This is a genomic window from uncultured Mucilaginibacter sp., assembly GCF_937859865.1.
In the GTDB taxonomy this organism is placed as follows: Bacteria; Bacteroidota; Bacteroidia; order Sphingobacteriales; family Sphingobacteriaceae; genus Mucilaginibacter_A.
This window is the reverse complement of sequence record NZ_CALMAT010000118.1, coordinates 1-25,689: the sequence shown is the minus strand read 5'-3', so window position 1 is coordinate 25,689 and position 25,689 is coordinate 1. Positions and strand designations below refer to the sequence as shown.

27 protein-coding genes are annotated in these 25,689 nt (G+C 39.7%); 18 read left to right on the top strand and 9 right to left on the bottom strand.

Translation table 11 applies throughout. The features are described 5' to 3' along the window. The first annotated feature begins 39 nt into the window (after window positions 1–39). A complete protein-coding gene (locus Q0192_RS12165; protein WP_299289753.1) occupies window positions 40–540 on the top strand; it encodes a peptidylprolyl isomerase in 501 nt (166 codons plus the stop codon). Between the two features lie 86 nt (window positions 541–626). Here Q0192_RS12165 and Q0192_RS12160 read toward each other — a convergent pair whose 3' ends face one another. The 3 genes from Q0192_RS12160 to Q0192_RS12150 all read right to left on the bottom strand — a co-directional run bounded on the left by Q0192_RS12160 (window position 627) and on the right by Q0192_RS12150 (window position 3,844). Beyond that, window positions 627–2,522, bottom strand: coding sequence for a M56 family metallopeptidase (locus tag Q0192_RS12160; RefSeq protein ID WP_299289752.1), 1,896 nt, complete (start codon window positions 2,520–2,522; stop codon window positions 627–629). Between the two features lie 7 nt (window positions 2,523–2,529). Then, complete coding sequence (locus Q0192_RS12155; protein ID WP_299289751.1) at window positions 2,530–2,907, bottom strand: BlaI/MecI/CopY family transcriptional regulator; 378 nt, start codon at window positions 2,905–2,907, stop codon at window positions 2,530–2,532. A gap of 280 nt (window positions 2,908–3,187) precedes the next feature. After that, window positions 3,188–3,844, bottom strand: coding sequence for a YdeI/OmpD-associated family protein (locus tag Q0192_RS12150; protein WP_299289750.1), 657 nt, complete (start codon window positions 3,842–3,844; stop codon window positions 3,188–3,190). A gap of 193 nt (window positions 3,845–4,037) precedes the next feature. Here Q0192_RS12150 and Q0192_RS12145 point away from each other — a divergent pair, with 193 nt between their 5' ends. From Q0192_RS12145 to Q0192_RS12110, 8 genes are all read left to right on the top strand, one after another. After that, complete coding sequence (locus Q0192_RS12145) at window positions 4,038–4,172, top strand: hypothetical protein (RefSeq protein WP_299289749.1); 135 nt, start codon at window positions 4,038–4,040, stop codon at window positions 4,170–4,172. A 47-nt stretch (window positions 4,173–4,219) separates the two neighbouring features. Then, on the top strand, window positions 4,220–5,461 hold the full coding sequence (locus Q0192_RS12140) for a hypothetical protein (RefSeq protein WP_299289748.1): 1,242 nt from the start codon (window positions 4,220–4,222) through the stop codon (window positions 5,459–5,461). A 91-nt stretch (window positions 5,462–5,552) separates the two neighbouring features. Beyond that, window positions 5,553–6,185 (top strand): hypothetical protein, encoded by a 633-nt coding sequence (locus Q0192_RS12135; RefSeq protein WP_299289747.1) that lies wholly within the window; start codon window positions 5,553–5,555, stop codon window positions 6,183–6,185. Between the two features lie 37 nt (window positions 6,186–6,222). Beyond that, a complete protein-coding gene (locus Q0192_RS12130) occupies window positions 6,223–6,615 on the top strand; it encodes a hypothetical protein (RefSeq protein WP_299289746.1) in 393 nt (130 codons plus the stop codon). 172 nt (window positions 6,616–6,787) lie between these two features. Continuing rightward, a complete protein-coding gene (locus Q0192_RS12125; protein WP_299289745.1) occupies window positions 6,788–7,018 on the top strand; it encodes a hypothetical protein in 231 nt (76 codons plus the stop codon). A gap of 110 nt (window positions 7,019–7,128) precedes the next feature. Continuing rightward, entirely contained in the window at window positions 7,129–7,719 is a 591-nt protein-coding gene (locus Q0192_RS12120) for a hypothetical protein (protein WP_299289744.1), read from the top strand. 6 nt (window positions 7,720–7,725) lie between these two features. Then, a complete protein-coding gene (locus Q0192_RS12115) occupies window positions 7,726–8,391 on the top strand; it encodes a hypothetical protein (RefSeq protein WP_299289743.1) in 666 nt (221 codons plus the stop codon). Between the two features lie 120 nt (window positions 8,392–8,511). Beyond that, window positions 8,512–8,856, top strand: a complete 345-nt coding sequence (locus Q0192_RS12110; RefSeq protein WP_299289742.1) for a hypothetical protein — start codon at window positions 8,512–8,514, stop codon at window positions 8,854–8,856. A gap of 69 nt (window positions 8,857–8,925) precedes the next feature. Here Q0192_RS12110 and Q0192_RS12105 read toward each other — a convergent pair whose 3' ends face one another. Beyond that, the gene (locus Q0192_RS12105) at window positions 8,926–9,798 is read right to left on the bottom strand and encodes an Rpn family recombination-promoting nuclease/putative transposase (RefSeq protein ID WP_299289741.1); all 873 of its coding nucleotides are present in this window, start codon (window positions 9,796–9,798) and stop codon (window positions 8,926–8,928) included. 256 nt (window positions 9,799–10,054) lie between these two features. Here Q0192_RS12105 and Q0192_RS12100 point away from each other — a divergent pair, with 256 nt between their 5' ends. Then, the gene (locus Q0192_RS12100; protein WP_299289740.1) at window positions 10,055–11,239 is read left to right on the top strand and encodes a heparan-alpha-glucosaminide N-acetyltransferase domain-containing protein; all 1,185 of its coding nucleotides are present in this window, start codon (window positions 10,055–10,057) and stop codon (window positions 11,237–11,239) included. 28 nt (window positions 11,240–11,267) lie between these two features. Here the strand turns inward: Q0192_RS12100 and Q0192_RS12095 are convergent, their stop codons facing one another. Further along, complete coding sequence (locus Q0192_RS12095; RefSeq protein ID WP_299289739.1) at window positions 11,268–11,813, bottom strand: RNA methyltransferase; 546 nt, start codon at window positions 11,811–11,813, stop codon at window positions 11,268–11,270. Between the two features lie 58 nt (window positions 11,814–11,871). Further along, window positions 11,872–13,023, bottom strand: coding sequence for a galactokinase (locus tag Q0192_RS12090; protein ID WP_299289738.1), 1,152 nt, complete (start codon window positions 13,021–13,023; stop codon window positions 11,872–11,874). 250 nt (window positions 13,024–13,273) lie between these two features. Here Q0192_RS12090 and mutS point away from each other — a divergent pair, with 250 nt between their 5' ends. Then, window positions 13,274–15,859 carry a DNA mismatch repair protein MutS gene (gene mutS / locus Q0192_RS12085; RefSeq protein ID WP_299289848.1) on the top strand — a complete coding sequence of 862 codons (2,586 nt, stop codon included), beginning with the start codon at window positions 13,274–13,276 and terminating at the stop codon, window positions 15,857–15,859. Window positions 15,860–16,285: 426 nt separating this feature from the next. After that, the gene (locus tag Q0192_RS12080; protein ID WP_299289737.1) at window positions 16,286–17,422 is read left to right on the top strand and encodes a glycosyltransferase; all 1,137 of its coding nucleotides are present in this window, start codon (window positions 16,286–16,288) and stop codon (window positions 17,420–17,422) included. A gap of 496 nt (window positions 17,423–17,918) precedes the next feature. Here the strand turns inward: Q0192_RS12080 and Q0192_RS12075 are convergent, their stop codons facing one another. Then, the gene (locus Q0192_RS12075) at window positions 17,919–18,104 is read right to left on the bottom strand and encodes a hypothetical protein (RefSeq protein WP_299289736.1); all 186 of its coding nucleotides are present in this window, start codon (window positions 18,102–18,104) and stop codon (window positions 17,919–17,921) included. Window positions 18,105–18,518: 414 nt separating this feature from the next. On the opposite strand from Q0192_RS12075, the gene Q0192_RS12070 reads away from it, so the two are divergent. The 4 genes from Q0192_RS12070 to Q0192_RS12055 are packed head-to-tail and all read left to right on the top strand — an operon-like array spanning window position 18,519 to window position 21,289. Continuing rightward, window positions 18,519–20,258 (top strand): thiamine pyrophosphate-dependent enzyme, encoded by a 1,740-nt coding sequence (locus Q0192_RS12070; protein ID WP_299289735.1) that lies wholly within the window; start codon window positions 18,519–18,521, stop codon window positions 20,256–20,258. Window positions 20,259–20,298: 40 nt separating this feature from the next. Further along, window positions 20,299–20,640, top strand: a complete 342-nt coding sequence (locus Q0192_RS12065) for a hypothetical protein (protein WP_299289734.1) — start codon at window positions 20,299–20,301, stop codon at window positions 20,638–20,640. 27 nt (window positions 20,641–20,667) lie between these two features. After that, window positions 20,668–21,126: a PIN domain protein gene (locus tag Q0192_RS12060; RefSeq protein WP_299289733.1), complete on the top strand. Its 459-nt coding sequence runs from the start codon at window positions 20,668–20,670 to the stop codon at window positions 21,124–21,126. Beyond that, entirely contained in the window at window positions 21,110–21,289 is a 180-nt protein-coding gene (locus tag Q0192_RS12055; protein WP_299289732.1) for a hypothetical protein, read from the top strand. The genes Q0192_RS12060 and Q0192_RS12055 overlap by 17 nt, the downstream gene beginning before the upstream one ends. 25 nt (window positions 21,290–21,314) lie before the next feature. Here Q0192_RS12055 and Q0192_RS12050 read toward each other — a convergent pair whose 3' ends face one another. Next, entirely contained in the window at window positions 21,315–22,169 is an 855-nt protein-coding gene (locus Q0192_RS12050; RefSeq protein WP_299289731.1) for an alpha/beta fold hydrolase, read from the bottom strand. Window positions 22,170–22,422: 253 nt separating this feature from the next. Further along, window positions 22,423–22,797 carry a MauE/DoxX family redox-associated membrane protein gene (locus tag Q0192_RS12045; protein ID WP_299289730.1) on the bottom strand — a complete coding sequence of 125 codons (375 nt, stop codon included), beginning with the start codon at window positions 22,795–22,797 and terminating at the stop codon, window positions 22,423–22,425. 174 nt (window positions 22,798–22,971) lie between these two features. On the opposite strand from Q0192_RS12045, the gene hemA reads away from it, so the two are divergent. After that, on the top strand, window positions 22,972–24,201 hold the full coding sequence (hemA, locus tag Q0192_RS12040; RefSeq protein WP_299289729.1) for a glutamyl-tRNA reductase: 1,230 nt from the start codon (window positions 22,972–22,974) through the stop codon (window positions 24,199–24,201). 273 nt (window positions 24,202–24,474) lie between these two features. Then, the coding region (gene hemC, locus Q0192_RS12035; protein WP_299289728.1) for a hydroxymethylbilane synthase at window positions 24,475–25,689 on the top strand (1,215 nt) is incomplete at its 3' end.

The window sequence follows — 25,689 nt, the reverse complement described above, 5'->3', positions numbered from 1 at the left end:
GGGCTGATACCTCATACCTCATTCCTGAAACCTAAAAACATGAAAATTGAACCACAACACGTAGTATCATTAACGTATGATTTATACGTAGATCAGGAAAACGGCGAAGAGGGTTTGGTAGAAAGTGCCACCCAGGAGCAGCCCTTAACATTTATATACGGCGCAGGCCAGATGCTGCCTAAGTTTGAAGAGCATTTAAGCGGTTTAAGCACCGGCGACCAGTACGAATTTCGGTTAACCGCCGATGATGCTTACGGCGAATACGACAATGAAGCCGTTGCCAGTTTGCCAAAAGAAATGTTTGGCACCGAAGAAATTCCGGCAGTGGGAACGATGCTGCCTTTGCAGGACAACCAGGGGAACCGCTTGCAGGGCCAGGTAGTTTCTATAGCTGAAGATGCTGTTATTGTAGATTTAAACCACCCGATGGCCGGCCAGGCGTTACATTTTAAAGGCGAAATTTTAAACGTTCGCCCGGCAAACGAAGAAGAATTATCGCACGGCCATGCGCATGGTGCTGACGGACATTCTGGTCATTAAAAAAACCGAATGCTTCTTTTAGCATATAAAAATTGGTGTATAAAAAATCCCGGTCAGTTTTGATTGGGATTTTTTTTGTGATGATTTTATAATTCTTCCGGCGCGTTTGGTTTTGTTGGCGCTACGGGCAAAGGCTGCTTATCCATTGATTTCTTCCATTCTTTTTGCGATTTTTCAACCTCCTTTTGAATCTTTTCTTGTTGTTTTTGCCATTCCGGGCTTTGGTAATACTTGCGCATTTCCTCGCCTTGTTTGCGCATTTGTTTAGGTTGTAACTTTAAATCTTCCATTTGCTTTTTCCATTCAGGGCTGTTGAATTGTTTACGGATTTCTTCGCCCTGAAGCTTAATATCTTCCATCTGCTTTTTCCATTCCGGGCTGTTGAATTGCTTTTGGATTTCTTCGCCTTGTTTGCGGATATCTTCTAAATGTTTTTTCCAATCGGGTCGGTTATTATATTCTTTAAGCACTTCTTCCTGGTGTTTACGAAGATTTTCCAAGTGCTCTTTTAATGCAGGATTGTTTAAAAGTTTACCATTAAGACTTAAAAGTTTACCGTTTAAAACTAACTTGTTTGTGTCATTCATAAATTGAAAGTTTTCCCAACTTTGAATCTGATGAATATTTCCATTTTCTTTCAAAAACTCTTTTCTTGATTCTGCAGGAAGATCATTTAGTGAATTGTATTCTTTTCTATTTCCTGTAGAATCTTCCAACACAATTTTAAACTTGTTTTTAGTTTTGATGGAAGTATCAGCTTTTACATTAAAAACTGTTGCTGTACCAATAATGTCTGAGTTTTTATTGGTGTAATTTTTAACTTGAAATGCTAATTTTTCCTGGGCTGTTTTTGTTTTAGGTTGAACATTCTGGGTGTTTTCAGTAATTGTAGCGGTGCCAACAATCGAGTTAGATTTAGTTGTATCCAATGCTTCTTTTACCGCCATAAAATTTGTGGCAATTGTACGTTTAATTTCTTTCTTTGCCGGAACATTCCAGGCAACAGATATTCCAATTGTAGCAATAGCCAGCAGTAAAACAATAAGTTTGTTTTGTGGCGAAGGGTTGTTGATTTCCATATTGGTGATTCTTTTAATGCGGTTTAACAAAGTGTATTTTTTGTCGTTTGCGGCTAAAGCGAGCGATAATTGTGCGTTTCTAAAAGTTTCTATTTGAAGCAAAGCGTGGGCATAAGCAAGCGTATCGCGGGTTTTATCGAGCACTAAATCGTCGCAACATTGCTCGCGGTACAGGTTTATTTCGCGGCCCATCAACCAAATTATCGGGTTAAAAAACAAGAACGACTGGATGATGCTAAGCAAAATATTGAGCAAATAATCCGCCCGTTTGATATGCGCCAGTTCGTGCAGTAAAATGGCTTCCGTTTGTGCGAGGGAAAGTTGGTTGACCAGTGCCACCGGAAAAACAATGACCGGTTTGAGAAAGCCAATCGTGAGCGGAACCTGAATTTTGTGCGATAAATAAACCGATACTGTTTTTACCAGGTTAAAATGTTTGGCCAATTGTGCAACCTGATTATCCCAACGGCTTTCCTGCCGCTGTTCGTTTTTGCGGAACCAATTGATGTTAATTAAACCGATCGTTAACCGCAACACACAAAAACCCAAACCCATTAAATACAAACCGGTAATGGTATAAGCGTAACGGCCCGTCCAATAACTTAAAGCTTGCGCAAAGTTTGGTTTTAAAGCGGGAATGTTTTGGCTTGGCGGAACCAGGTTTGAAGCAACAAAACTGTTTGAAACAGCGTTTTCTGCTTCACCATAATGTTGAAACAGCGTAAACAAAAAGCCGGCAAACAGCAAAACCGATGCACCATAATACAAGTTGAAACGAAAAGCCGGCGAGCTGTTTTTAAACACAGAAAACAACAATTTGAGCGCGATAAACACGAGCAAACCTTGCAGGCACGATTCGGGCAGCGTTTTACTTAGAGCGAGTATGAACAGGCTGGTTTCCATACGTTTTTTATTTTTGGTTAAGTTGATCCAAGTATTTTTTTATCGCTTCCAATTCTTCCGGCGATGATTTATGGTCGCTTAAAGCCGGCATGACCAATTGCGAAGCTGATCCGTTAAAAGCAGTGTCAATCAGTTTGTTCACCAAACTTTTTTGTGTCTTTTTTTGGTTTAATAAAGCTTTATAAACATGGGTGCGGTTGCTGGCATCACGTTCTACCAAGCCTTTTTCGTGCATCAACTGCATCAGTTTCAAAGTTGTGGTGTAGCCAATTTCGGTTTGTTTTAGCTTGCTCAGTTCTTCGTTTACTTCTCGAACGGTACACGAGTTTTTCTGCCACAAAATCTGTAAAATCTCCAGTTCGCTTTCCGTTGGTTTTAGACTCATCTTTCTATTACGAATATTTTCGTAGGGCTAATGTACGAAGGGTTTCGTATAATCCAAATATTTTTTAAAATAATTTTTTGGGAGAGGGGCGAACAGATTTTAGTCGGTAAAAGAAGTATTCTTATAGTTTTAGCTATGCCGATAAAAGAAGCACCTGTAATTTACAACAAAAAGGTTAATGGTAGAAAAGTAGGCTGCCATGCTTCTGTCTCCGAGAGGAGTTAAGTGTTCCTTTCTTCAACCCAAATTTATGCCGGTAAAAGAAGCATCTAAACCCGTTTCAATCCAGCAATTTTTCCAACATTTTTTGAACGCGGCCTGTCCGGGTCTTTTCTTGTTTGGCCGTTAATATCCAAACCAAATATTCTTTTTGATGGCTATAGGCTAACTGTTGATATTTTGCAAAAGCGGCCGGTTGCTGTTCCAACGCCTGCTTTACGTCATCCGGCAAATGCACAATCCGGTTTTTCGTATCAATAAATTCATTCAATTCGTTTTCCCGGATTGCAGCATTAGAAACAGTAGATTTTTTAACCTGATTTATTGGCCGCAAACGCAAAGCCGTCCAGGTTTGATCAATGGATGCTGCCGATACGGCCCTTAAATTGTACTTTTCCAATTCCGTCCAATTTCCCGTCATTTCCAAATCAGAAACCACGCCCGAGCTTTTTTTGGGATAAGCAACCCAGCAAATAGTTTCCGGTTTTAAAACAGGAATAATTGTGGGCAAAACTACTTGTAAGCCGTTGCTGTTTTTAACAAAAAACAAAACACCGTTAAATGTTTCATCATTTGCAATTGAGGTTTTTACTTCGATTGAAAGTGCAGCAAAGCCTTTAACAAATCCTTCCGGCACATGGATAAACAACCAATGTTGTGCTGTTTTTATCAGTAGTTTTTTGGCAAGTTGGGCAGCGGTTGTTGGTTCGATGTCCATAGATTATTGTTTGATTTTAAGTAGATAAAATAATTATTAACAAATGATAAAATTATTTAATTTTTATTTGAAATGTAACTTTCTTGTTATATATTGCCAAAGAAAGGAGGGAAAATATGGCATAAAAGAAAACTAAAACACCACAACAAAAAATTAAAGAACGTATTAAAAAATCTACTAAATTTTTAAAAACATGAAATCTAAAATTTTTACCGGTACCATGATGGCACTATTGCTTGCTTTTTCTATTTCTTCTTGTAAAAAAGAAAATAAAGTGGGGGGGGTGAAACAATTTCTACCAAAAAAACAACAGTTGACCCGAAATTAGTTTTTTATAAACCCTCTACAGACCAGGAAAAGAAATTGGTTGCCAATTTGGAAAAAGTTACAGAAATTGTAAAAGAGGTGTATAAAAACAAAGAGGCAATAAAAGAGGTGAATGCTGCCATTATTGCTAAAATTTATACGGACCAATCAATTCTGTTAAAGGATATGATTTATCCGGGTGAAGGATTATTAACTACTTCTAAATCTTTTAAAAAGCTATCTTCAGACCTGAACATTCAAGCTGGTACGTTTTCAAAAGCATTTTGGGTGGAAGTTGCCAAAAAAAACGATACTGAATTTAACAGCTTTTTAACTGCCTTAAAACCCGGCAACGATTCTAAAGACAAGCTAAATCAAAAGAAGGTTCAAAACCTCAAAGCAAATGATTACGACCCCAACCAATATCAGGGTTTACCTCCTGATGGTGTTAGCCTTTATTATCCTTATGCTGAACAGTACATCAACCCTTTTGACAATTCCGGAAATTATTCGCCCTCAACTTCTGTAATGACGGCTACTGCGGAAGCTGATGAAGGTTATGGCTGGCAACCTATTTATGATTCCAACGGCAACATGGGCTATACTCAGGTAGTAATCAATGATGATTATGCTTATGCAAACCCTACGCTTATTATTGGTATTAATGGTATAGAACCCCTGAGCGAAACTATTACAAATGGAGTCGAAGCAGCATTTCCTCCAGGACCACCTGTTACAATCTTTGGATTAACAAGGACGGTAAGAAAGGTTTTTGTTGGTGATGTTAGGGTTAGTAAACATCAATATGACCATTTTATTAGCTTTTCAGGTAATGGAGGAGGGTCTGAAATTCGTTTTACCCGTGCTTCAGGTTACTTGAAAGTAATTGATGGGCAGGTACAACCAACTGCGGATGTGTTTTTAGTAAATGGCCCTTACAATGTTAGTAGGGGTGATATTAGGAATTCAAGATGGGTAAACTGGACAGCTACCTGGGATGCAGATTGGCAACAAGACAATTTAGAGCAGAACCTGGCGATTTATGAAGATGACAATACCAGTTCTTCAACTCTGAATTTGTCTGTAACAACAACGGTAAGCGTTGGTGGCCAAAAGCAAACAGGCACTGTAGGCGGAACAATTACTTATAAATCCCTTGATGATATAATTCGGCAGAATAATCATAAGTATGCATCTTTTTTCCCATTCAACCGAGGCGAGGGTGGAGAGCCAACATACGCCGGATGGTTAATTTTTGATAATTACAGTACGGTAAGCTTTACCTTACCTGATAAATTATTTATCCAATAATTATTAACGGAGGTTTTTCATGCAGGAAAACCTCCGTTATCTTTTTTAGGAAAACCTCGATTATTCTCTCTCATCAATTAATACTAAACCAATGAAGTTTTTTAATTATCTAATTTTAATTACCGCATCATTCATTAGTTCAAATATGTTTTTGTATGCACAAACTACATCTACTGTTGAAAAAAACGATTTATACCTAAACACATTTGCCGGTTACGGCACAGAAAATAACTGGGGCAACACAGGCTTTTTTTTAGGAGCAACATTGTCTAAACCGATAAGCAAACATATATTTTTAGAGGCTGGCTTAACCCGCTTTACTACAGATTTGTACAACATCTATAAACGTAAACCAACTGGTTTCCAGGGTGAAGACCGTTACTATAATGCATGGTTTTTGCCTGTGGATGCAAATTATACTTTTGGTAACAAAGAATCTTTTATAAATACCTCGATAAAAATAGGCCCTGCATTAAAATATCAAAATGATAAAATTTTAAAGACATTTAATGAGTATCAATTTCCTGATGGTCACCAAGAAGTAGTACAAAGCTCAATTCAATATTATTATGAAAAAGGATTCAATATATCGATATATAGTGCTGTAAGTGTGAGTGCTAAAATTAATTCGAAATTGAGAATGGGAATAGTTTTAGATACCTATTCAAAAGCTATTCCTATAGAACATTGGTTTGCTGGCATTAATGCTGTTTTTAAATTATAAAATTTAGCCAATTATTAACATTTTTAAATTAATCTCTATGAAAAAAATATTACTTTTTGTTTTTAGCCTCTTCATCCTGTTCTGCAGCTGTAAAAAAACACCAACTGAATTTTCAGTAAGTGAAATAAATACTTTAAAGGAACTGACTACTCCCGGTACAAAAGAAGAAATAGCGGTTAACAAACAGGTTACCTTTTATATAGAGGTAGTTAAAATGAATAAACCTGCCGTAACTTATACTTTAAAGGAAACCACCAAAGCCAACCCCGATCTGTTGATTGCTTCCGGAACGATAGACAAGGTAATGTCTGGCAAAACGTTAAGTTTAAATTATACACCAACGCAAAGCAATGTACTAACTACTTTACAATTGAGGGTGGTTTGCGGCAATGAGATTATCCATCGTTTTAAAGATTTTGTAGCCAAATAATTATGCTGTTTTCCAGCTGTGCAACCAAAAAGGGTACAAAAAAAAGCGCATAAACGATTCCTCAGCCGGTAGTTTATCTGGTAACATTAAAAAAGATTACTTAGACGTTCTGCTTTCTTTTCGTTACTGCTTTTTTAACAAGCCCGAAAACAGCTTATTTGTATCAGCAGGCTTGTACCAATCCTTTATTTTAAGCGATAAAACTGTTTTCCCTAAACCGGCCACGCCTGGTCTAAAACCTTATGAGCAACGCTTGTACCGCGCAAACGACCGCGAAGTAAACTTAACCGGTTTTAGTTTTGGCACTGGCTATCGTTACCATTTGCTGGAAGCGCAGTTGGAGTACAAGAACGACCATCATTATGAATATGCTTTGATCGGTTTATCATTTTATTTGCATTAATCTTAACCTAAAATTTGGAAATATGCAATACTTCTTTTACCATAGTAAAATTGGTGCAACATGAATATTTAATAAAGCCAATTTAACTTTTAAATGCAATCCTTTTTTAAATGAAGAATTTCTACCTGATCGTATTTTTTCTAACCTTTGGTTGTCCTGCTTTTTCTCAAAGCTCAATCAAACTCGATTCCTGGCACTTAGGGACAAGCCTTTCTTTTATCAACGAGCCTCAATTAAAAACAGGTGTTGGTTTTAATACTGGTGTTGCTGTACAGGTTGTTCCCAAATTAAATGGAATTGTAAATGTGGAATATATGTTTGCATCGTCTATAAAGCCGGACGATGTAGTTTTGAGGGTTTACAATCCAAACAAAAGCTTGTCATATGTACGCATAGATGTAGGATTAGAAAAAACTATTTTTAAAGTAGGAAATTTAGATTTTGCCGTAAGCACATCTCTTGCCTTAAGAAAACGGAACGAAGCTTTTGCTTCTGTATTTTACAAACAATTTCCTTTAGAACAAACACCGCGCCTTGTTAGTGAAACAGTTTATAGTTCCATGTGGCAGTTAGGAGATATTACATCGCTTAAAGCCCGATTCAACTTAAAAAAAATGTTTGTTGGTATAAATGGCAACTACCAATTGTTTAGTAAAAATAGTTTTTTGTCTTCCGGCGTATTTACTGGCATAAATTTTTAACAGATTATGAAAAGGTTATTTCTACTATTATTATGCTTATTTAACATTGTTGGGATTGTATTGGCACAAAGACCCGAAAAAAATATTACATTATCACAAACTTCTAATAACTTACAAATAGGTTTTCATTTAATGAACATCGAAGATGACAAGTTTGCCTTGGATTACCTCAAAATAGAATACCAAAAAGATATATCGAAGTATTCTGCTTTTTCAACGAGTTTTGGCTTTGCCGCATATACCAAATATTCATCTTCCAAGTTTTTTCCTTCTTTGCACTTGCCCGAAGAAGATATTAAAAGGTTTAACCAAAGTAACAATCAATCTTCCCTTTTTATGTTCAATGTAAATTACGTTTACAACATTTATCCATTTAAAAGAGGGAATTTTGTTGTTAAAGCTGGGCCAACTGTATCTTATTTAATTGAAGTAAGAGACACAGATGGATTTTCACAAATTGGATTTAAGCCTGATGGTTCTTATGTTTATGAATACACTAACTATTCTACGTTTAAAAAGAGCTATGACTATGGTATCAATTTTATTTTAGGGTATAATTTTGATTTAAGTAAGAAATTTAATTTGATTACCTATGTTAATTATCAAAAATACTTACAAAATGTTAATCCATATATATATGCTTTAGGTGTTGAAGTTGGTTATAAGTTTTAAGTAAATTATTTTTAATTTTTGTCAACATCATATTAATATTTTTTCATTATTTAATAATTTTCGTCTCATGAATAAACAAGTAGTTTTATTTTTTTGCTTCATAAGTTTACTCACAACCAGTTGCAAAAAAACCAGCCAGGTGAATTTTTGGTAAGCGGAATGCAAACGATAAATGCCTTAACAAACCCGGGCATTAAAGAAGAATTTTCGGTGAACCAAAAGATTACCTTTTATGTTACCATCAGCAAAGTAAACAAGCCCAAGGTGGTTTATACTTTACGGGAATATTTCCCCAATAGCAGTTCAATAGTTATCACTTCCGGCTCGATAGATGAAAGGTACACCGGCCATGATTTAAGTTTGGATTATACGCCAACGCAAAACAAAGATTTGATTACTTTGGAATTTACGGCAACCTGCGGCAAAGAAGTGATTAAACGGTTTAAGTATTTGATGGCAAAATAAAAAGCGTTTAAGTTTTGCCGTGCCTGTTTTGCATGCTTCTTTTAGGGCATAAAAAACGGTATGCGTTAACTAAAGTTTTTCAATATCCTCTGCCAAAAGGCCGGTTGCTTTTACAATTAAATCTGTAGACAGCCCGCTTTCTTTTAAGGATCTTACAACTTTTAAAATGCCTTCGTTTATGCCTTTTGCTATCCCTTCGGATATTCCTTCTTCACGCGCTGTTTCAATGGCGTAATCATAAGTTGCTTTGTTGTCCCGAAAGGCTTTCAAGCTGTATTCGTACCGGTCTAATTCGTCTTGTTTAAAGTTGGCCAATTTGGCTTTTTCAAAGGCTTGGGCAAATACTTCGTCTTTAAAAATAGCGGGTATGTTTTGAAAATCTTCCAGGTTTTTAATAAAGTACAGCCATTGGTCTAAGCGTGTTGCCAGTTCGTTTTCCGGTTTAATAAAGTTCGGCATCTCTAAATAAATGTAGGTCAGCTTGTCATAAAAAACCTTGCCGTGCTGGTTTTTCAATTTGATGGTATGCACCACTTCGTTTTTTTCGGATTCATTTTCGTAATCATCAAAAGTAAAATCCAGGATACCGATACAATAAACTGCGTTGAGGTTGTAGTTCCACTGGCCTTTTTCGGCCTGTTCGCGGATGGGGAAAGTAGAGTAATAAACCGTGCGCTCGATAAAGTAATTTTGCTTGGCCTTTTGCAGTTCAACAATAAATTTCTCGCCTTTACCGGTTTCGCAATAAATATCGTAAATAGCTTTCCGGTCCAAATCAGTTTGCCCAAGCTGTTCGGTATTTTTAAAAGAAAGGCTGGCAATTTGGTTGTGCAAAGGCAAAAGCGCATTCAAAAAATCAATCAGCAAAGGCTTGCTGGCTTCTTCGCCAAAAATCTTTTTAAAGCCAAAATCGGTAAACGGATTAATGTATTTTGCTTTCATTTTTTAAGATGGAACGGTAGCAAATTTACAAATTTTAAAAGACGGAACAGTAGTTTAACGGTTCCTGTAAAGAGCCTGTTTTGGGTTTAGATCATAAAAATTTATAATGCTTCTTTTATGCCTATAAATTTGGTGCTTGGCCATTATATTAGTACAAAAAGTACAATTGGCACTAATTTTTATGTGCTAAAAGAAGCATGGCTTAAAAAGAGGCAGAGGAAGTTGCAACTGTTTTTACAAACCAAAATTAATACACATGACAGAACTTCAAACCAAAGAAAACAACAGCCGTATCAGCAGTATTGATGCTGCCAGGGGATTGGTAATGATTGTGATGGCCTTAGACCACGTTCGTGATTTTATGCACGTTGCTTCACTCACCCAAGATCCAACTAATTTACAAACCACCACCGCCGCTTTGTTTCTCACCCGGTGGGTTACGCATTTATGTGCGCCTACTTTTGTGTTTTTATCGGGCGTTTCGGCGTATTTATTTTACAACAGCTCTCCGGGTTCATCCCGGAAAAAGTTTTTGTTTAGCCGCGGTTTATGGCTGATGTTCATTGACCTTACCGTTATCAATTTTGCGCTTTGGTTTGATGTACAACTACATACCGTGATTATGGAAGTGGTTTTTGCCATCGGTTTCGGTTTAATGGTGATTTCTTTGCTGCTAAAACTGCCCGTACGTGCTATTGGCCTGGCAGGTATCCTGATTATTTTTGGCCATAACCTTTTGCAGGGTGTATCTTTCAAAAATAACCCGGTTCTGGATTTTATTTTCGCCGTGTTTTTTCGCCAAAGCCTTTTTACGCCTAAACCCGGCTTTGCTTTTATCACGGCTTATCCGCTTTTGCCCTGGCTCGGTGTTATTTTAACGGGTTTTAGTTTTGGCCAAATTTTTAAGTTGCCAGAACTGGTGCGAAAGAAAAGGTTTTTGCAGATAGCAGCAAGCGTTTTTTGCCTGTTTATCCTGATACGCGGTTTAAACTTTTACGGCGATCCTTTACCGTGGTCGGTACAAAAAAATGCGCTGTTTACTTTTCTGTCTTTTATCAACGTAACCAAATATCCGCCTTCGTTGCTGTTTATATTGCTGATGTTGAGCGTGCTATTTATCGTTCTTTGGCTTGCGGAAGGCAAAAACAATCCGTTAGTTAAGGTTCTTCGCGTTTATGGTAAGGTGCCGTTGTTTTACTTTGTCCTTCACTTGTACCTCATCCATCTGTTAACGCTGCTGATGGTTTTTGTGGAGGGACATACTTTTACTAACCTAAAATTTGGGTTGCTCCGTAACGGCAGGCCAGAAGGTACAGGCGTTGATTTAGGAACTGTCTATCTAATCTGGATCGCTGTGGTGCTGTTTTTATTTCCAATTTGCAAGTGGTACGGAAAATATAAACAAAAGCACCGAGGCAATCGCATCCTTCAATACCTGTAACCTAAAAAATTATGGGCGAATTAAAAAGCTAATGTAAATTCAGTTTCGCAAAAAAATCCCACAAAACAATGCCGGCCGAAACCACAATGTTAAAAGAATGCTTGGTGCCAAACTGCGGGATTTCGATGCAGGCATCAATCATTTCCATCGCTTCTTCGCTTACGCCGTTTACTTCATTGCCAAAAATCAAAGCGTACTTTTGGTTGTTTTTGGGTTGAAATTGGTTTAAGCTGATGCTGTTCTCCGCCTGCTCTACAGCGATGATTTGGTAACCTTCGTTCCGCAAATGCTGCAATGCTTCTTTTATGCCACTAAAATAAGTCCAGTTGATGGATTGCGTGGCGCCTAAAGCTGTTTTTTCGATTTCGCGGTGCGGCGGTTGTGCCGTTATCCCGCAAAGTATCACCTGTTCTACTGCAAAACCATCCGAAGTACGAAAAACCGAGCCAACATTGTGCATACTTCGGATGTTATCCAACACAACCGTTACCGGCAGTTTTTCCTGTTCTTTAAAAGTTTCAACATCAACCCGGCCTAATTCTTCCAGTTTGAGTTTGGTAAAAGGAGTGTTCATGGGTTTTAGTTCATCATTCATGGCTGAAGGCTAATCGCTAAAAGCTGATTGCCGTCCCTCACACCCTTTTCACTCCATTGCCGATTAAAGAATTATAAACGGCACATTCGTAACCTACTTTTTCAGTATAAAATTTTGTGAGGTTTTTAGAGAATTCATCAAAAGCATCGTGCTTAACCAAAGCAATGGCGCAACCGCCAAAACCTGCGCCCGTCATCCGTGCGCCGGCTACCGTTTGCTGCGTTTTGCAGAAATCCACGATCGTGTCCAGCTCCACGCCGGTTACTTCGTACAAATCTTTTAAAGAAGCGTGCGAAGCATAAAGCAACTGGCCAAAACGGGTCAGATCGCCGCTGGCCAAAACTTGTGTTGCTTCTTTTACCCGGTCATTTTCTTCAATTACGTGGCGGGCGCGTTTTTTTACCACGTCATTTTCAATCAAATGTTCGTATTTGTTGAAAGTTGCCGTATCAATTGCGCACAAATTAGCTATTTTGAGTTCTTTTTGTAGATCTTTTAAAGCCGTTTGGCACTCGGCCACGCGCTCGTTGTATTTGGATTCGGATAGTTGGCGCGGTTTGTTGGTGTTGATGATCGCCAGCACATAATCCTGCAACTTGCAATCCACAATTTTGTAGTTCAGCGTATCGCAATTTAGTTCAATGGCTTTTTCTTTTTCGCCAAAAGCAACCGCAAACTGGTCCATAATGCCGCTGTTTACACCGATAAAATCGTTCTCTACCTTTTTGCCCAACTGCGCCAATTCCAACTTGGTAAAGCCGGAATTAAAAGTTTCATTCAAAGCAAAAGCCGTAACAATTTCGATGGAAGCTGAAGAAGAAAGGCCGGAAGCAACCGGCACATCTCCTTTAAACAGCATATCCAAACCTTTGATGCTTTTTTTATGCCCTAAAAATTGCTGCATCACGCCCAGCGGATAGTTGAACCAGTCGCCTCCGTTTTTGGTGTAAGCTTCCAACAACGGAATATCCAATTGTTCGTCAAAATCCAGGCTTCTGAAACGGAAAATTCCCTCCTTGTTTTCGGCAACCAGCAAATCTGTGCCAAAAGTGATGGCACAAGGCAAAACCAGGCCGCCGTTATAATCAATATGTTCGCCGATTAAATTTACACGTCCGGGCGCAAAAAAAGCAGCCGTTGCGGGTTGGCCAAACAGCTCAGAAAATTTTTGTTGAAGGTCAGGTTTCATGGTTCAAATATGATAATTATAATAGATTCAATTTATGGCTAATTTGTTTTTCTTGGCTGATGTTTTGTCCTTTTTAAAAATCGGATGCTTCTTTTACCGGGTAAAAATTGGTGTGGTTAAACCAGGTGCAGGCCATGCTTCTTTTAGCACCTATTTTTTAACATCTGCCGTAAAAACCTTTTCATCGCTTAACTTTACAACTTAATCGGATTGAAATTTGGGAAAGAAAACTTCGGCAGAAACACCTTTAATGCAGCAGCACGGCCAAATCAAGGCCAAATATCCGGGCGCATTGCTGTTGTTTCGGGTGGGCGATTTTTATGAAACTTTTGGCGAAGATGCCGTTACCACTGCCCGCATTTTGGGAATAATTTTGACGAAACGCGCAAATGGTTCGGGCACTTCCATCGAGCTGGCTGGTTTTCCGCACCATTCTTTAGATACTTATCTGCCTAAATTAGTTCGCGCCGGGCAGCGTGTGGCCATTTGCGATCAGTTGGAAGACCCAAAAGCCACCAAAACCATTGTGAAAAGAGGCGTTACCGAACTGGTTACGCCCGGCGTTTCTTACAACGATAACATCCTCAATCAAAAAGCCAACAATTATGTGGCCGCACTGCATTTTGATAAAAACCTGATCGGGCTGGCTTTGCTCGATATATCTACCGGCGAGTTTCTGGCTGCGCAGGGCGATGCCGAATACATTGACCAGTTGCTGCAAAGTTACCGGCCCAACGAAGTGGTTTTTTCCAAACAAAAACAAAAAGAATTTGCCGAAACTTTCGGCAGCGGTTTTTACACTTATACGTTGGATGATTGGGCTTTTACGTTTGATTTTGCTTCGGAAACGTTACTCAAGCATTTTGAAGTAAAAAACTTAAAAGGTTTCGGCGTTGACCGTTTGCCTTTGGCGATTGTTGCAGCCGGTGTAACGTTGTATTACATCAACGAAACGGAGCACCGCAACTTGCAGCATATTTCGGGTTTGAGCCGGATCGAACATCAAAAATACATGTGGCTCGATCGGTTTACGGTGCGCAATTTGGAACTGCTGGATTCGGCCAACGAAAATGCCATTACGCTTTTTCATGTGCTCGATCAAACCGCTTCGCCAATGGGCGCACGTTTGCTGCGGAAATGGATTTTGATGCCGCTGAAAGAATTGAAACCGATTAAAGAACGGCTGGAAGTTGTTGATTTTTTGCATGTAAAAGAAGCATTAGCCGAACAGCTTTTGCACCAGGTAAAACAAATTGGCGATTTGGAAAGGCTGATTTCGAAGATTGCCTTGCAAAAAGCCAATCCGCGCGAAATTATACAGCTAAAAAGAGCATTGCTGGCCACGGCAGAAGTTCAAAAAATTTGTGGCCAAACCGAAAATTTGTTTTTGCAGCAATTGGCCGAGCAGTTAAACCCTTGCCAGTTGATCCGCGAAAAAATTGAAAAACAACTTCGTCCGGAACCGCCGGTTCAAGTGGCCAAAGGCGAAGTAATTGCTGATGGTGTGGACGAAGAACTGGACCACCTGCGTAAAATTGCTTTTGGCGGAAAAGATTTTTTGGTAGAAATACAACGCCGCGAAGCCGAAGAAACCGGAATTCCATCGTTAAAAGTAGCATTTAACAGCGTTTTTGGTTATTATCTGGAAGTTACGCACACGCATAAAGACAAAGTCCCGTCGGGCTGGATCCGAAAGCAAACCTTGGTGAACGCCGAACGCTACATCACGCCCGAACTGAAGGCATACGAAGAACAGATTTTGGGTGCCGAAGAAAAAATCTTCGCTATCGAAACGCGTTTGTACAACGATTTGCTGCATGGCATCAGTTCGTACATTAAACCCATCCAACTCAATGCGCGAATCCTGGCCAAATTAGACGTACTGCTTTGTTTCGCAAAAATTGCCCATAAAAACAGCTACTGCAAACCTGTAATTAGTTTGGATGAGCAAATTGACATCAAAGGTGGCCGTCATCCGGTTATTGAACGCAATTTGCCTTTGGGCGAAGAATACATCACCAACGATGTTTTTTTGGATTCGGACAGTCAGCAAATCATCATGATAACCGGCCCAAATATGGCCGGGAAATCTGCTATTCTCCGCCAAACCGGCTTGATTGTTTTGATGGCGCAGATCGGCTGTTTTGTACCTGCAAAAGAAGCACGCATCGGTTTAGTGGATAAAATTTTTACCCGCGTTGGCGCTTCGGATAACCTCACTTCCGGCGAATCTACTTTTATGGTGGAGATGAACGAAACGGCCAGCATTCTCAACAATATTTCTAACCGCAGTTTGGTTTTGCTGGATGAAATTGGCCGCGGCACTTCTACTTACGATGGCATTTCCATCGCCTGGTCAATAGCCGAGTTTTTACACAACCATCCTTCGGCCAAAGCCAAAACTTTGTTTGCCACACATTACCACGAACTGAACGAATTGGCAAGCTCTTTTTACCGCATCAAAAACTACAACGTTGCGGTAAAAGAAACCGGGCAAAAAATTATTTTTCTGCGGAAGTTGGTGCCAGGCGGAAGCGGGCATAGTTTTGGAATCCATGTGGCCAAATTGGCCGGGATGCCGCCGAAAGTTTTATTGCGTGCCGAAGAGATTTTGAAGAAATTGGAAGCAGAAAGAACGGGCGGCGAAAACATCAAAGAGAGCATCAAAAAAGTGCAAAAGCAAGCCATGCAATTGCAAATGTTTTCGATAGATGACCCGGTGTTGATAAAAATCCGGGACGTGTTGAATGCTTTGGATGTAAACACGCTTACACCGGTAGAAGCTTTGATGAAATTGGATGAAATACAACGTTTGATTAAAGGCGGCAAAAGTTAAAACTGTTTAAACAAGTTGAAAAAATAAATCCAATAATTTTTCCTTTGCACAACACTTAATTCTTTTCTTCAAAAATAATTAATCAAGTTTTTTCAACTCAAAACAACGTTGAAAATTGTCTTGAAATTATTACAAATATTGGATAGCTGTAAAAATCCAAATTTTATAGATATCTAACCTTTAAAAGTACGACAATTCAAAAAAAAGTTGTATATTGTTCCACCCTGTAATTTTTGCGTTTTTAATATCGCAAAAAAAATTTTTCATTGCTAAAAACAGTACGCAAACTGGTTCACTTGCATATTTAATAATGCATACATTTTGTGTAGTTTGGGTTGGTTAAAATCAGCCTGTAAATTTTTTTTGCCGGGCATCAAACAATCGAATTTTAAATATGTTAATCTTATAATTATTGCCATACACATCATGAAAAAATTACCCGCCAAACTGCTTTGTCTTTCACATCTAAGATGGGATTTTGTTTATCAGCGTCCGCAACACTTGTTAACCAGGTTTTCGGAAATGTTTAAAACTTATTTTTTAGAAGAACCCATACATGACGCAACAGATGGCGCGTATTTACATTTATCAAACCGGTTGCCCAACTTGTGGGTAGTTGTGCCACATATTCCAAAAGGTTTATCTAAGCTTGAAGAAAAGCTAATGATGAAACAATTGATGGATAAATTTATGGAAAAAGAAGACAGCGAAGATTTTCTTTTCTGGTATTATACACCTATGGCTTTGTCTTTTACAGAGCAGTTAAGCCCTGCTTTAACCGTTTACGATTGTATGGACGAACTTTCTTTGTTTAAAAATGCACCGGCAGAGTTGAAAGACCTCGAAAAAAGGTTGATTGCAAAATCTGATGTTGTGTTTACCGGCGGACAGTCTTTGTACGAAGCAAAAAAACAACAACATGCCAATATGTTCCCTTTTCCAAGCAGCATAGATAAAAGCCATTTTGTAAAAGCGCGGACCAACAAAGTACAGCCGGCAGACCAGGCACAAGTTGAAGGCATCAAACTTGGGTTTTATGGGGTGATTGATGAGCGGTTTGATATTAATTTAATTAAAGCAGTTGCAGATGCAAGGCCGGAATGGAATTTTATGTTGATTGGACCGGTTTTAAAAATCAACCGAGAGCATTTGCCAAAAAATAAAAACATCCATTATTTAGGGCAAAAAAGTTACGAACAATTGCCCGCCTATTTATCTGGTTGGGACGTAGCTTTGATCCCGTTTATGTTGAATGATTCCACTAAATTTATCAGCCCAACAAAAACACCTGAATATTTATCGGCCGGCAAACCGGTTGTATCAACTGCAATCCGCGATGTAGTTAATCCTTATGCCAAAAATAAATTGGTGCATATTGGTTACACGGCCGAAGATTTTATTGATGCAATTGAGTTGGAACTGAACAACAAAAACAAAAAAGAATGGTTGGCTAAAGTTGATGCTTTCTTAGCAAAAAATTCATGGGACAATACTTGCGAAAGTATGCTGACTTGTATTAAAAATTCAATCAAAGACAAACACAAAATTTCTATTGCAAGTTGATACTTGTATAATTTAATATTTTAAATTTTGAAAGTGCTGATTGTATGATTAGCACTTTTTTTATGTTTTATCTTTTTTAATTTTGTAGGCATAAAAGAAGTATGTACAATTGTTGCCTTGGTTTTAGAATGTATTGCATCCAATTTTAAACAATAAATTAAATCTTTTCCTTCCTAAGTCAAAGCTGTTGTTTGTGGTTAAATATACAATATGTTCTCAAATGTATGGGTAGAATTGGATAGGGGTAAAGCGGTTTGCGGCAGGAAGACGAAATTTTAGCAAACCAAATTGTAAATTGCAGATCAAAAGACTAAGAATGAATTTAAATTTTATTCAAATATTTTCCATGCTTCTTTTACCACATAAAATTCATTGTCTTTTTGTAGTTTTTTTACCTGTATAATAGCTTAATACACCAAATTTATAGGCATAAAAGAAGCACTATAAATTTTTACGACAGGGGATTGCAATTACTTCAAATTTCATCCAAAAGTGTTCATGCCGGCGCTCCTTTTAGCTTGCTTTGTTTAATCAGGTTCACTTCATCTACCGCTTCTTTCACGCCTTCCAAAACTTCAGCTTTGTATGCGGTAAGTGACTTGGCTTTAACAAAAGGTAAATTTTCTAACAGTTCCATCATAACAGGAACTTTGCCTTCTTCAATATCCAACAGTATTTTCATAATTGAATGTCTTTGAATTAATAAAAGTTAATCGCTTTTGTATCAAAATTACAGAAAATATTCTTGTTGCCCTGATCCATTTTTCTCGTTGCCATACTTCTTTTATCAACCTAAAATTGGTGTCATTTAATATGGGAGCGAAGATCGGAGACGGGCGACTGTTTTAATCCCGCTTTTTTACCGCTTAATTCTTCGCTCCCCGCTCTTTTACATTTGGGCGTGCCCCTGCGGGTCGGGCTATCCGCTGCAAGTCCTCGCTCGTGCCTCGCTGTGGGCTTTCCGCTGCTATCCCTCACGCGGCCGCGCGCCTACCTGCAAAATCGTTACCTGCCAATTGCATTTTCCCTAAAACCCAATTTCTATAATACAGTTATCCTTTAGGAAACCATCCGATCATCTAACACAAAAAACACCATGTCAAAAACAGTAGCAGACCAAATCGTAAACATGCTGGCCGAGGCCGGCGTTAAACGCATATATGCCGTAACCGGCGACAGTTTAAACAACGTGAACAACGCCGTGCGCACCAGCGGCAAAATCCAATGGGTACACGTGCGGCACGAAGAAGCAGGCGCGTACGCCGCAGGTGCCGAAGCACAACTTACCGGCGAACTTGCTTGTTGCGCAGGCAGCAGCGGGCCGGGCCATGTGCATTTGATCAACGGTTTGTACGATGCGCACCGTTCGGGCGCGCCGGTTTTGGCCATTGCTTCCACCATCATGTCGCAAGAGTTTGGCACCGAATATTTCCAGGAAACCAATACCATCAAACTGTTTGACGATTGCAGCCATTACAACCAAATTGCCGTTACGCCGCACCAATTGCCGCGCATGTTGCAAGCTGGCATTCAATATGCTACAAACAAAAAAGGCGTTTCCGTACTGGGTTTGCCCGGCGATTTGACCGCGCAAGATGCCGAAGAAAGCGAAACTTCCATGCACTTTTACCAGCCGGAACCTTTAACCCGCCCTTCTGACCAAGAGTTGCAGCAATTGGCAGCCCTTATTGCTGAAAACCATAAAATCACGATTTTTTGCGGAATTGGCGTTGCCGGTGCACATGATGAAGTGGTAGAATTGGCCGCCACGCTGAAAGCTACGGTTGGCTTTTCTTACCGCGGCAAAATGTTTATCCAGCACGATAACCCTTACGAAGTTGGCATGACCGGTTTGCTCGGCCTGCCTTCTGCTTACCATAGCATGCACGAATCGGATCTGGTGATTCTTCTCGGCACCGATTTTCCTTACGTTAATTTTATGCCAACTAAAAACAAGATTGTGCAGATTGACACAAAACCAGAGCGTTTAGGCCGTCGCGCTAAATTAACGATGGGCTTGTGCGGCGATATCAAACATACCTTAAAAACGCTGATGCCGCTTTTAGCCCCTAAAACTGATGACAGCTTTTTGCAAAGCCAGTTGGAGTTTTACGGCAAAGTGAAAGAGAGAATGCAGACTTATGTGGATGACCGTGGTGAAAAAGATGCCATCCACCCGGAGTTTGTGGCAGCCACCATTGATAAACTGGCCAACCAAGATGCCATTTTTACGATGGACACAGGCATGTGCTGCGTTTGGGGGGCGCGATACATAAATTCGACCGGTAAAAGAAGCATGATTGGTTCGTTTAATCACGGCTCGATGGCCAATGCGATGCCGCAGGCGATTGGTGCAGCTTTGGCTTGTCCGCAACGCCAGGTTATTGCTTTTTGCGGCGATGGCGGATTGTCAATGTTGCTGGGCGATTTGGCAACCATCGTTCAATATAAATTGCCTGTTAAGCTGATTGTTTTCAACAACAAATCATTGGGCATGGTGAAATTGGAAATGGAAGTGGCCGGCCTGCCCGATTGGCAAACCGACATGGCCAACCCTGATTTTGCCGCTGTTGCCGCTGCCTTTGGAATGAAAGGTATCACCGTGAACGAACCGGAAAATTTAGAACAAGCCATCCAACAGGCTTTTGCTTTTAACGGGCCGGCATTGGTAAACGTGATGACCGACCCGAACGCTTTGGCCATGCCGCCCAAAATAGAATTTAAACAGGTAAAAGGCATGGCCTTATCCATGAGCAAAATGATTTTAGATGGAAACGTGGATGAAGTTTTGGATACGGTTAAGGCGAATTATAAGCATATTAAGGATGTGATTTAAATTGTAAATTTTGTTTAGGTTAGTGCTTAAATTTATTAGTATGAAAACTTTATTTTCAGTGCTGTTTGTTTTGATGGCTTTTAAAAGTTATTCGCAAAGTTTGTACAAACTTCCGGAGCAGCCGAAAGCAAAATACAGTGCGCAAGATTCTATCGTTACCGATCAATATAATCAAAGTATCAATTTGTATGGAAAAGTTAAATTTGAAATTAACGGATTGACTGTGAAAGCTGATCAGGTATTTTTTGATGAAAAGAACCACCAGGTTTTAGCGAAAGGGTTAAACAGTTATACTTTTGATAAAAAAGTAAACGTAGCCAAGGGTTCAAAAAATCGAACTTTAAAATATACAGTTGGTAACGATACTGTTTTTATCGAGTAAAAATTGGTGTTCTAACGTATAGGGAAGATGAAGTTTTATGTAGATACATCAGTTTGGGGCGGACATGAAGATGAAGAGTTTGAAGAATGGACACTGCCATTTTTTGAACAGGCAAGAAAAGGCAATTTTGTTATTGTCATCTCAGATTTGACTTTACGTGAACTTTTACCAGCACCTGAGCGGGTAAGAAAGTTAACTAAAACAATCCCTGACGAGTTTTTGGAAGTAATTTCTTTAAATGAAAAAGCAGAATCACTTGCAAGTGCTTACCTTAACGAAGGCGTATTAACTCAAAAGTTTGAAAGTGATGCCCAACATATTGCTATGGCAACTATTTTAAAAGTAGATAGCTTGATAAGTTGGAATTTTAAACACATGGTAAATTTCTTTCGTATTAAACAGTACAACTCAATCAACCTTAAATTTGGTTATCAAACCATTGATATCAGAACACCAAAAGAAGTAATATATGGAAACGGAGATTAAAAAGAAGTTTAAAGCGGTTGAATTTATGCGTGAAGTCCGTAATGATTTATCCGATCTTTATCAATCAGACAAACAACGTTATCATGAGGAATTGAAACAGGTGATGGATGAGTTTTTAAAAGAGCGGCATAAAAGTGCTACAATTAATTCAGTTGAAAACTAAAATTTAAACAACGCTAATAGTTTTTTTAAAAGTAAGCGGCTTTCTCCTTCAAAAACCCAACCGAAACTTCGCAAACCTGTTCCAAACTTGCAGGCAAACTTGCATCCAAGTATGGATGATTGGAATTAAAAGTATGGTTGGCGCGGGGTGCAATAACCAAGTCGGATTTTGGCTGCTTTCTGTTCAGTTCCAAAGCATGGCTAACGTTTACGGTTGGGTCAGCATCGCCATGAATTAGCAGCCAGGGTTGTTTAATTGCGGCGGCAGCTAACAAAATATTTAAACGTTTGGCGTTTTGGTCGAGGTCGTCTAGCAAAGTAGCTTTTACCGGCATTTGCTGGTTGGTGCGTGAATTTGGAAAATGCAGCACGTTGGTGAGCCGCCATTGCGCTTCTGCTTCTTTCGGCCACAAATTATGAAAATCGGCAACGGAAGCCCAGGTAACCAGTTTTGCTACACGCGCATCTTCGGCAGTTTTGATAATGCTGATGCCGCCGCCCATGCTGTGCCCAATCAGCGATACTGTTTTTACCGGCATAAAATTGGCGCCGTTTGTGGCAAAATCAATCACCAGTTTTAAATCTTCCAGCTCGATGGAAAAAGTATTGTCGCTGAAAGCTTCCAGGTCAACAAAATCCAAAGGATGTTCTGGCGTGGTGCCGTTGTGCGAAAAATTGAACTTTAAGAAGCGGAAACCTTGTTCGGCAAAATAATGCGCCACTAAATTATGCGTTCCCCAATCTTTAAAGCCTTTAAAACCATGGGCAAAAATGACCAAAGGGGCTTCCCGGTTACGACTATCAAAAGTAAGGTCGGCCAGCATATTTCTGCCGGAAGAACCGGGGATTAAAAAAGTTTCCTGTTTGATGTATTGGTTCATATTAATGCTTCTTTTATCGGGTAAAATTAGTTATTGTTGAGAAGAGTCTTTCGGCAAATACAGGATGAACGTTGGTGCTTTGTCATTTCGATCCGAAGGGAGAAATCTTCATCAAAGCGATATGTTCAGCACTTCTAATAGAAAGAAGATTTCTCCCTTCGGATCAAAATGACAAGAAAATGCAACATGACAGAAACGGATCATGCTTCTTTTATCCACCTAAAACCCGCAACTCACAACCCGCAACTGAAAACTAATCTTCCCAATGCCAAAGCGCCCAGGCAATTAAAACCCCTTGCAACGGCAAACGTATCCAAGCAACAATTTTGGTAACCAGCCATTTTCCTAACATAAAAGGCGCAATTTGGATCATGTAAATATGTGCCGGAACAAAAGCAACCAGCATTAAAACGATACCACAAACAGCGTATTTGCGCGTTGTTTTAAAGATCAGCATCAGGCCAAAAAGCAGCTCAAAAAAACCGGCCAGCAAATTTAACAGCTTCGGAAAAGGCAGGTAAGGCGGTATCAGTTTTAAATACCCGTTTGGGTTTGCAAAATGGTTTGTGCCGCCAACCAGGTACAACGCAATGAGCAAAAAAAGGCTGGTTTTTTTTAGTTTGGACATAAAACCAGTATCGGGATTTTAGCCGAAACAGGAAAAATTAAATAGCAATTTACTTGCAAATAATACGGTTTAGCTTCTATTTAAATGCATTCTAAATAAAAGTGTTTGACAAAGCATTGACACTGCTGCTAACTGCTGTTAGTACTTTTGTCATTGTCTTTTATAACAGAAGCCTTGAATTATCTAAAAGTTATTGCCTTTACACACAAACAGATTGAACTGAAGGAACTGGGCAAACTGGTGATCTGTCAAGACAGTATTACGTCGAAACTGCAACGGGCCAAAGAGCATTTTAATATCCCGGAAATTTTTTACCTCGCTACCTGCAACCGGGTAGAATTTGTGATGGCCACGGCGCAGGAAATAGATAAAGCGTTTGCCCGCAAATTTATCGAATTTATGGAAATCGGGCTTGGTTCGCATTATTTAGACACTTTTATTTCCGGCGCTTCCATTTACGAAGAAAAAGAGGCTTTAAACCATTTGCTGCGCACTTCTTGCTCGATGGAAAGTTTGGTGGTGGGCGAAAAAGAAATCCTAGCGCAAATGCGTAAAGCTTACGAAACCTGCCGTGCTGCACAACTCACCGGCGATTACTTGCGCATGGTGATGAACCACGTGGTAAAAACAGCAAAAGAAGTTTACACCGATACCAATATTTCGCGCAACCCAATTTCGGTGGTTTCCTTAGCTTACCGCAAATTGCGCGAACTAAACCTAACTTCCAACGCCCGCATCCTGATTATCGGTGCCGGTGAAACCAATAAAAATATTTCCAAGTATTTGCAAAAACACAAGTATTCCAACTTTGCTGTTTTTAACCGCACAAAATCCAAAGCCAATGAACTGGCAGGCGAACTGAAAGGCAAGGCATTTAACTTGGCCGATCTGGCTAATTACCGTGAAGGTTTTGATGTGATCATCACTTGCACTTCTTCGGTTGAACCGATCATCACCAAAGAGATTTACCAAGTTTTGCTGAATGGCGAGACCAGCCGCAAAACGATTGTTGATTTGGCCGTGCCGAACGATACGGCTGCAGAAGTGATTGAACAATTTCCGGTCAATTACATTGAAGTGCATACGCTGAACGAACTTTCTAAAAGTAATTTGCAGGAACGTTACCAAGAATTGATCCATGCCGAAAAGATCATCGAGCAAAACCTGATCGAATTTGTGCCCGTTTTAAAGCAACGCCGTATTGAAGTGGCCATGCGCGAAGTACCAGAGAAGATTAAGGAAATCCGTAAAACGGCCGTAAGCTGTGTTTTTGCAGATGAAATTGAAATGATGGATTTGCAATCGCGTGAAATTTTGGAAAAGGTGATCAACTACATGGAAAAAAAATACATTAGCGTACCGATGCGCATGGCAAAAGAAATTATGCTGCGCGATGACAACTGAACTGTAAAAGCTTTTGTGCTGATGCTAAAGTTGGTTAAACTTTTTTAGGCTGATGCTTCTTTTACCCTATAAAAATTGGTGTATGTACAGGCTCGAACAAACCAAAAATCAGGCACACCAATTTTTAGGCGATAAAAGAAGCATGGTGTAAAGCACAAACAAACAACTTTAAACAAGCCCTTTATTTATCGTCAGAAAATTTCAATTTCTACAGATAAATCCCCGTAAAATTTCTTAAACAGCTACCTTTGCGCACATTATAACAGCAAAACTTTGAACAGAAAAATCACCATAGGAACACGCGGAAGCGATTTGGCTTTGTGGCAAGCCAACTTTGTGAAAGACCGTTTGGCCGAAATTAATGTTCAGGCAGCGCTTAAAATCATCAAAACACAAGGCGACCGTATTTTAAACCTGAGTTTTGATAAACTGGAAGGCAAAGGTTTTTTTACCAAAGAACTGGAAGAAGAACTGCTGGCCGGAACAATTGACCTGGCCGTACATTCGCACAAAGATTTGCCGACCGAAAACCCGCCTGGACTGATTGTTGCCGCTGTTTCTGAGCGCGAAGACCCATCCGAATTGTTGTTGATTTTGAAAGATTGCGTGGACGTGAGGCAAAAGCTTTCGGTAAAATTTGGCGGTTTGGTAGGCACTTCTTCCAACAGAAGAAAAGCACAATTGCTGGCCGTTCGCCCAGATTTGGAGATTGACGAATTGCGCGGCAACGTGCCAACACGCATTCAAAAATTACGGAACGAAGAGTACGATGCCATCATGCTGGCCAAAGCCGGCGTAAGCCGTTTAGGTTTGGATTTGAGCGATTTGCATGTAGAAGAAATCGGCCCGACCGAATTTATCCCCGCGCCGGCACAAGGTGTTTTAGCCATTCAAATCCGTGAAAACGACAAAGAGTTATTCGATATTTTGCAGGTTTTAAACCATCCCGAAGTAGCCGAAGCTTTAGCCGTTGAACGCAAAGTATTGCGCTTGTTTGGCGGCGGCTGCCATTTGCCTTTGGGCTGTTATTGCCGAAAAGAAGATGGCGTTTTCCAGGTTTTTACTTCTAAAGCAAATGCCGAAGACGAAAAAGTGCCCGACCGTTATTTTACCGAAGCGCAAAGCACGGAAGGTTTGCCCGAAAAAATTGTGGCTAAATTTAACAATGGTCGCCAGTTGCCTGGTGCTGTTTTTATCTCGCGTGATTTATCGGCACAAAGTTATTTCCGTAAAGCACTCGAAAAACACGGCGTTATGATAGAGGCACGTTCGCTCATCCGTACGGTTCCAATCATCACCAAGCTGGATTCTTACATTGTGAGAAATGTAGATTGGGTATTTTTCACCAGTAAAAACGGTGTCGAATATTTTTTCAATTTGCAGCCTCAGTTACCAAAAAAAGTAAAATTTGGGGTGATGGGCAGCGGATCGGAAACGGTTTTGCGCAGTTTCGGCTACAAGCCAGAATATGTGGGCGAAAGTGTGGAC

Bases quoted from the DNA above. Each gene is read 5' to 3' on its own strand.
- Q0192_RS12080 (WP_299289737.1), top strand. From the start codon at position 16,286: ATGAAAAAATTACCCGCCAAACTGCTTTGTCTTTCACATCTAAGATGG.
- Q0192_RS12045 (WP_299289730.1), bottom strand. From the start codon at position 22,797: ATGTCCAAACTAAAAAAAACCAGCCTTTTTTTGCTCATTGCGTTGTAC.
- Q0192_RS12055 (WP_299289732.1), top strand. From the start codon at position 21,110: ATGGAAACGGAGATTAAAAAGAAGTTTAAAGCGGTTGAATTTATGCGT.
- Q0192_RS12155 (WP_299289751.1), bottom strand. From the start codon at position 2,907: ATGAGTCTAAAACCAACGGAAAGCGAACTGGAGATTTTACAGATTTTG.
- Q0192_RS12135 (WP_299289747.1), top strand. From the start codon at position 5,553: ATGAAGTTTTTTAATTATCTAATTTTAATTACCGCATCATTCATTAGT.
- Q0192_RS12090 (WP_299289738.1), bottom strand. From the start codon at position 13,023: ATGAAACCTGACCTTCAACAAAAATTTTCTGAGCTGTTTGGCCAACCC.
- Q0192_RS12070 (WP_299289735.1), top strand. From the start codon at position 18,519: ATGTCAAAAACAGTAGCAGACCAAATCGTAAACATGCTGGCCGAGGCC.
- Q0192_RS12075 (WP_299289736.1), bottom strand. From the start codon at position 18,104: ATGAAAATACTGTTGGATATTGAAGAAGGCAAAGTTCCTGTTATGATG.
- Q0192_RS12095 (WP_299289739.1), bottom strand. From the start codon at position 11,813: ATGAACACTCCTTTTACCAAACTCAAACTGGAAGAATTAGGCCGGGTT.
- Q0192_RS12115 (WP_299289743.1), top strand. From the start codon at position 7,726: ATGAAAAGGTTATTTCTACTATTATTATGCTTATTTAACATTGTTGGG.
- Q0192_RS12165 (WP_299289753.1), top strand. From the start codon at position 40: ATGAAAATTGAACCACAACACGTAGTATCATTAACGTATGATTTATAC.
- Q0192_RS12105 (WP_299289741.1), bottom strand. From the start codon at position 9,798: ATGAAAGCAAAATACATTAATCCGTTTACCGATTTTGGCTTTAAAAAG.
- Q0192_RS12145 (WP_299289749.1), top strand. From the start codon at position 4,038: ATGAAATCTAAAATTTTTACCGGTACCATGATGGCACTATTGCTTGCT.
- Q0192_RS12120 (WP_299289744.1), top strand. From the start codon at position 7,129: ATGAAGAATTTCTACCTGATCGTATTTTTTCTAACCTTTGGTTGTCCT.
- Q0192_RS12100 (WP_299289740.1), top strand. From the start codon at position 10,055: ATGACAGAACTTCAAACCAAAGAAAACAACAGCCGTATCAGCAGTATT.
- Q0192_RS12130 (WP_299289746.1), top strand. From the start codon at position 6,223: ATGAAAAAAATATTACTTTTTGTTTTTAGCCTCTTCATCCTGTTCTGC.
- Q0192_RS12065 (WP_299289734.1), top strand. From the start codon at position 20,299: ATGAAAACTTTATTTTCAGTGCTGTTTGTTTTGATGGCTTTTAAAAGT.
- Q0192_RS12050 (WP_299289731.1), bottom strand. From the start codon at position 22,169: ATGAACCAATACATCAAACAGGAAACTTTTTTAATCCCCGGTTCTTCC.
- Q0192_RS12060 (WP_299289733.1), top strand. From the start codon at position 20,668: ATGAAGTTTTATGTAGATACATCAGTTTGGGGCGGACATGAAGATGAA.
- Q0192_RS12150 (WP_299289750.1), bottom strand. From the start codon at position 3,844: ATGGACATCGAACCAACAACCGCTGCCCAACTTGCCAAAAAACTACTG.
- Q0192_RS12160 (WP_299289752.1), bottom strand. From the start codon at position 2,522: ATGGAAACCAGCCTGTTCATACTCGCTCTAAGTAAAACGCTGCCCGAA.
- mutS (WP_299289848.1), top strand. From the start codon at position 13,274: ATGCAGCAGCACGGCCAAATCAAGGCCAAATATCCGGGCGCATTGCTG.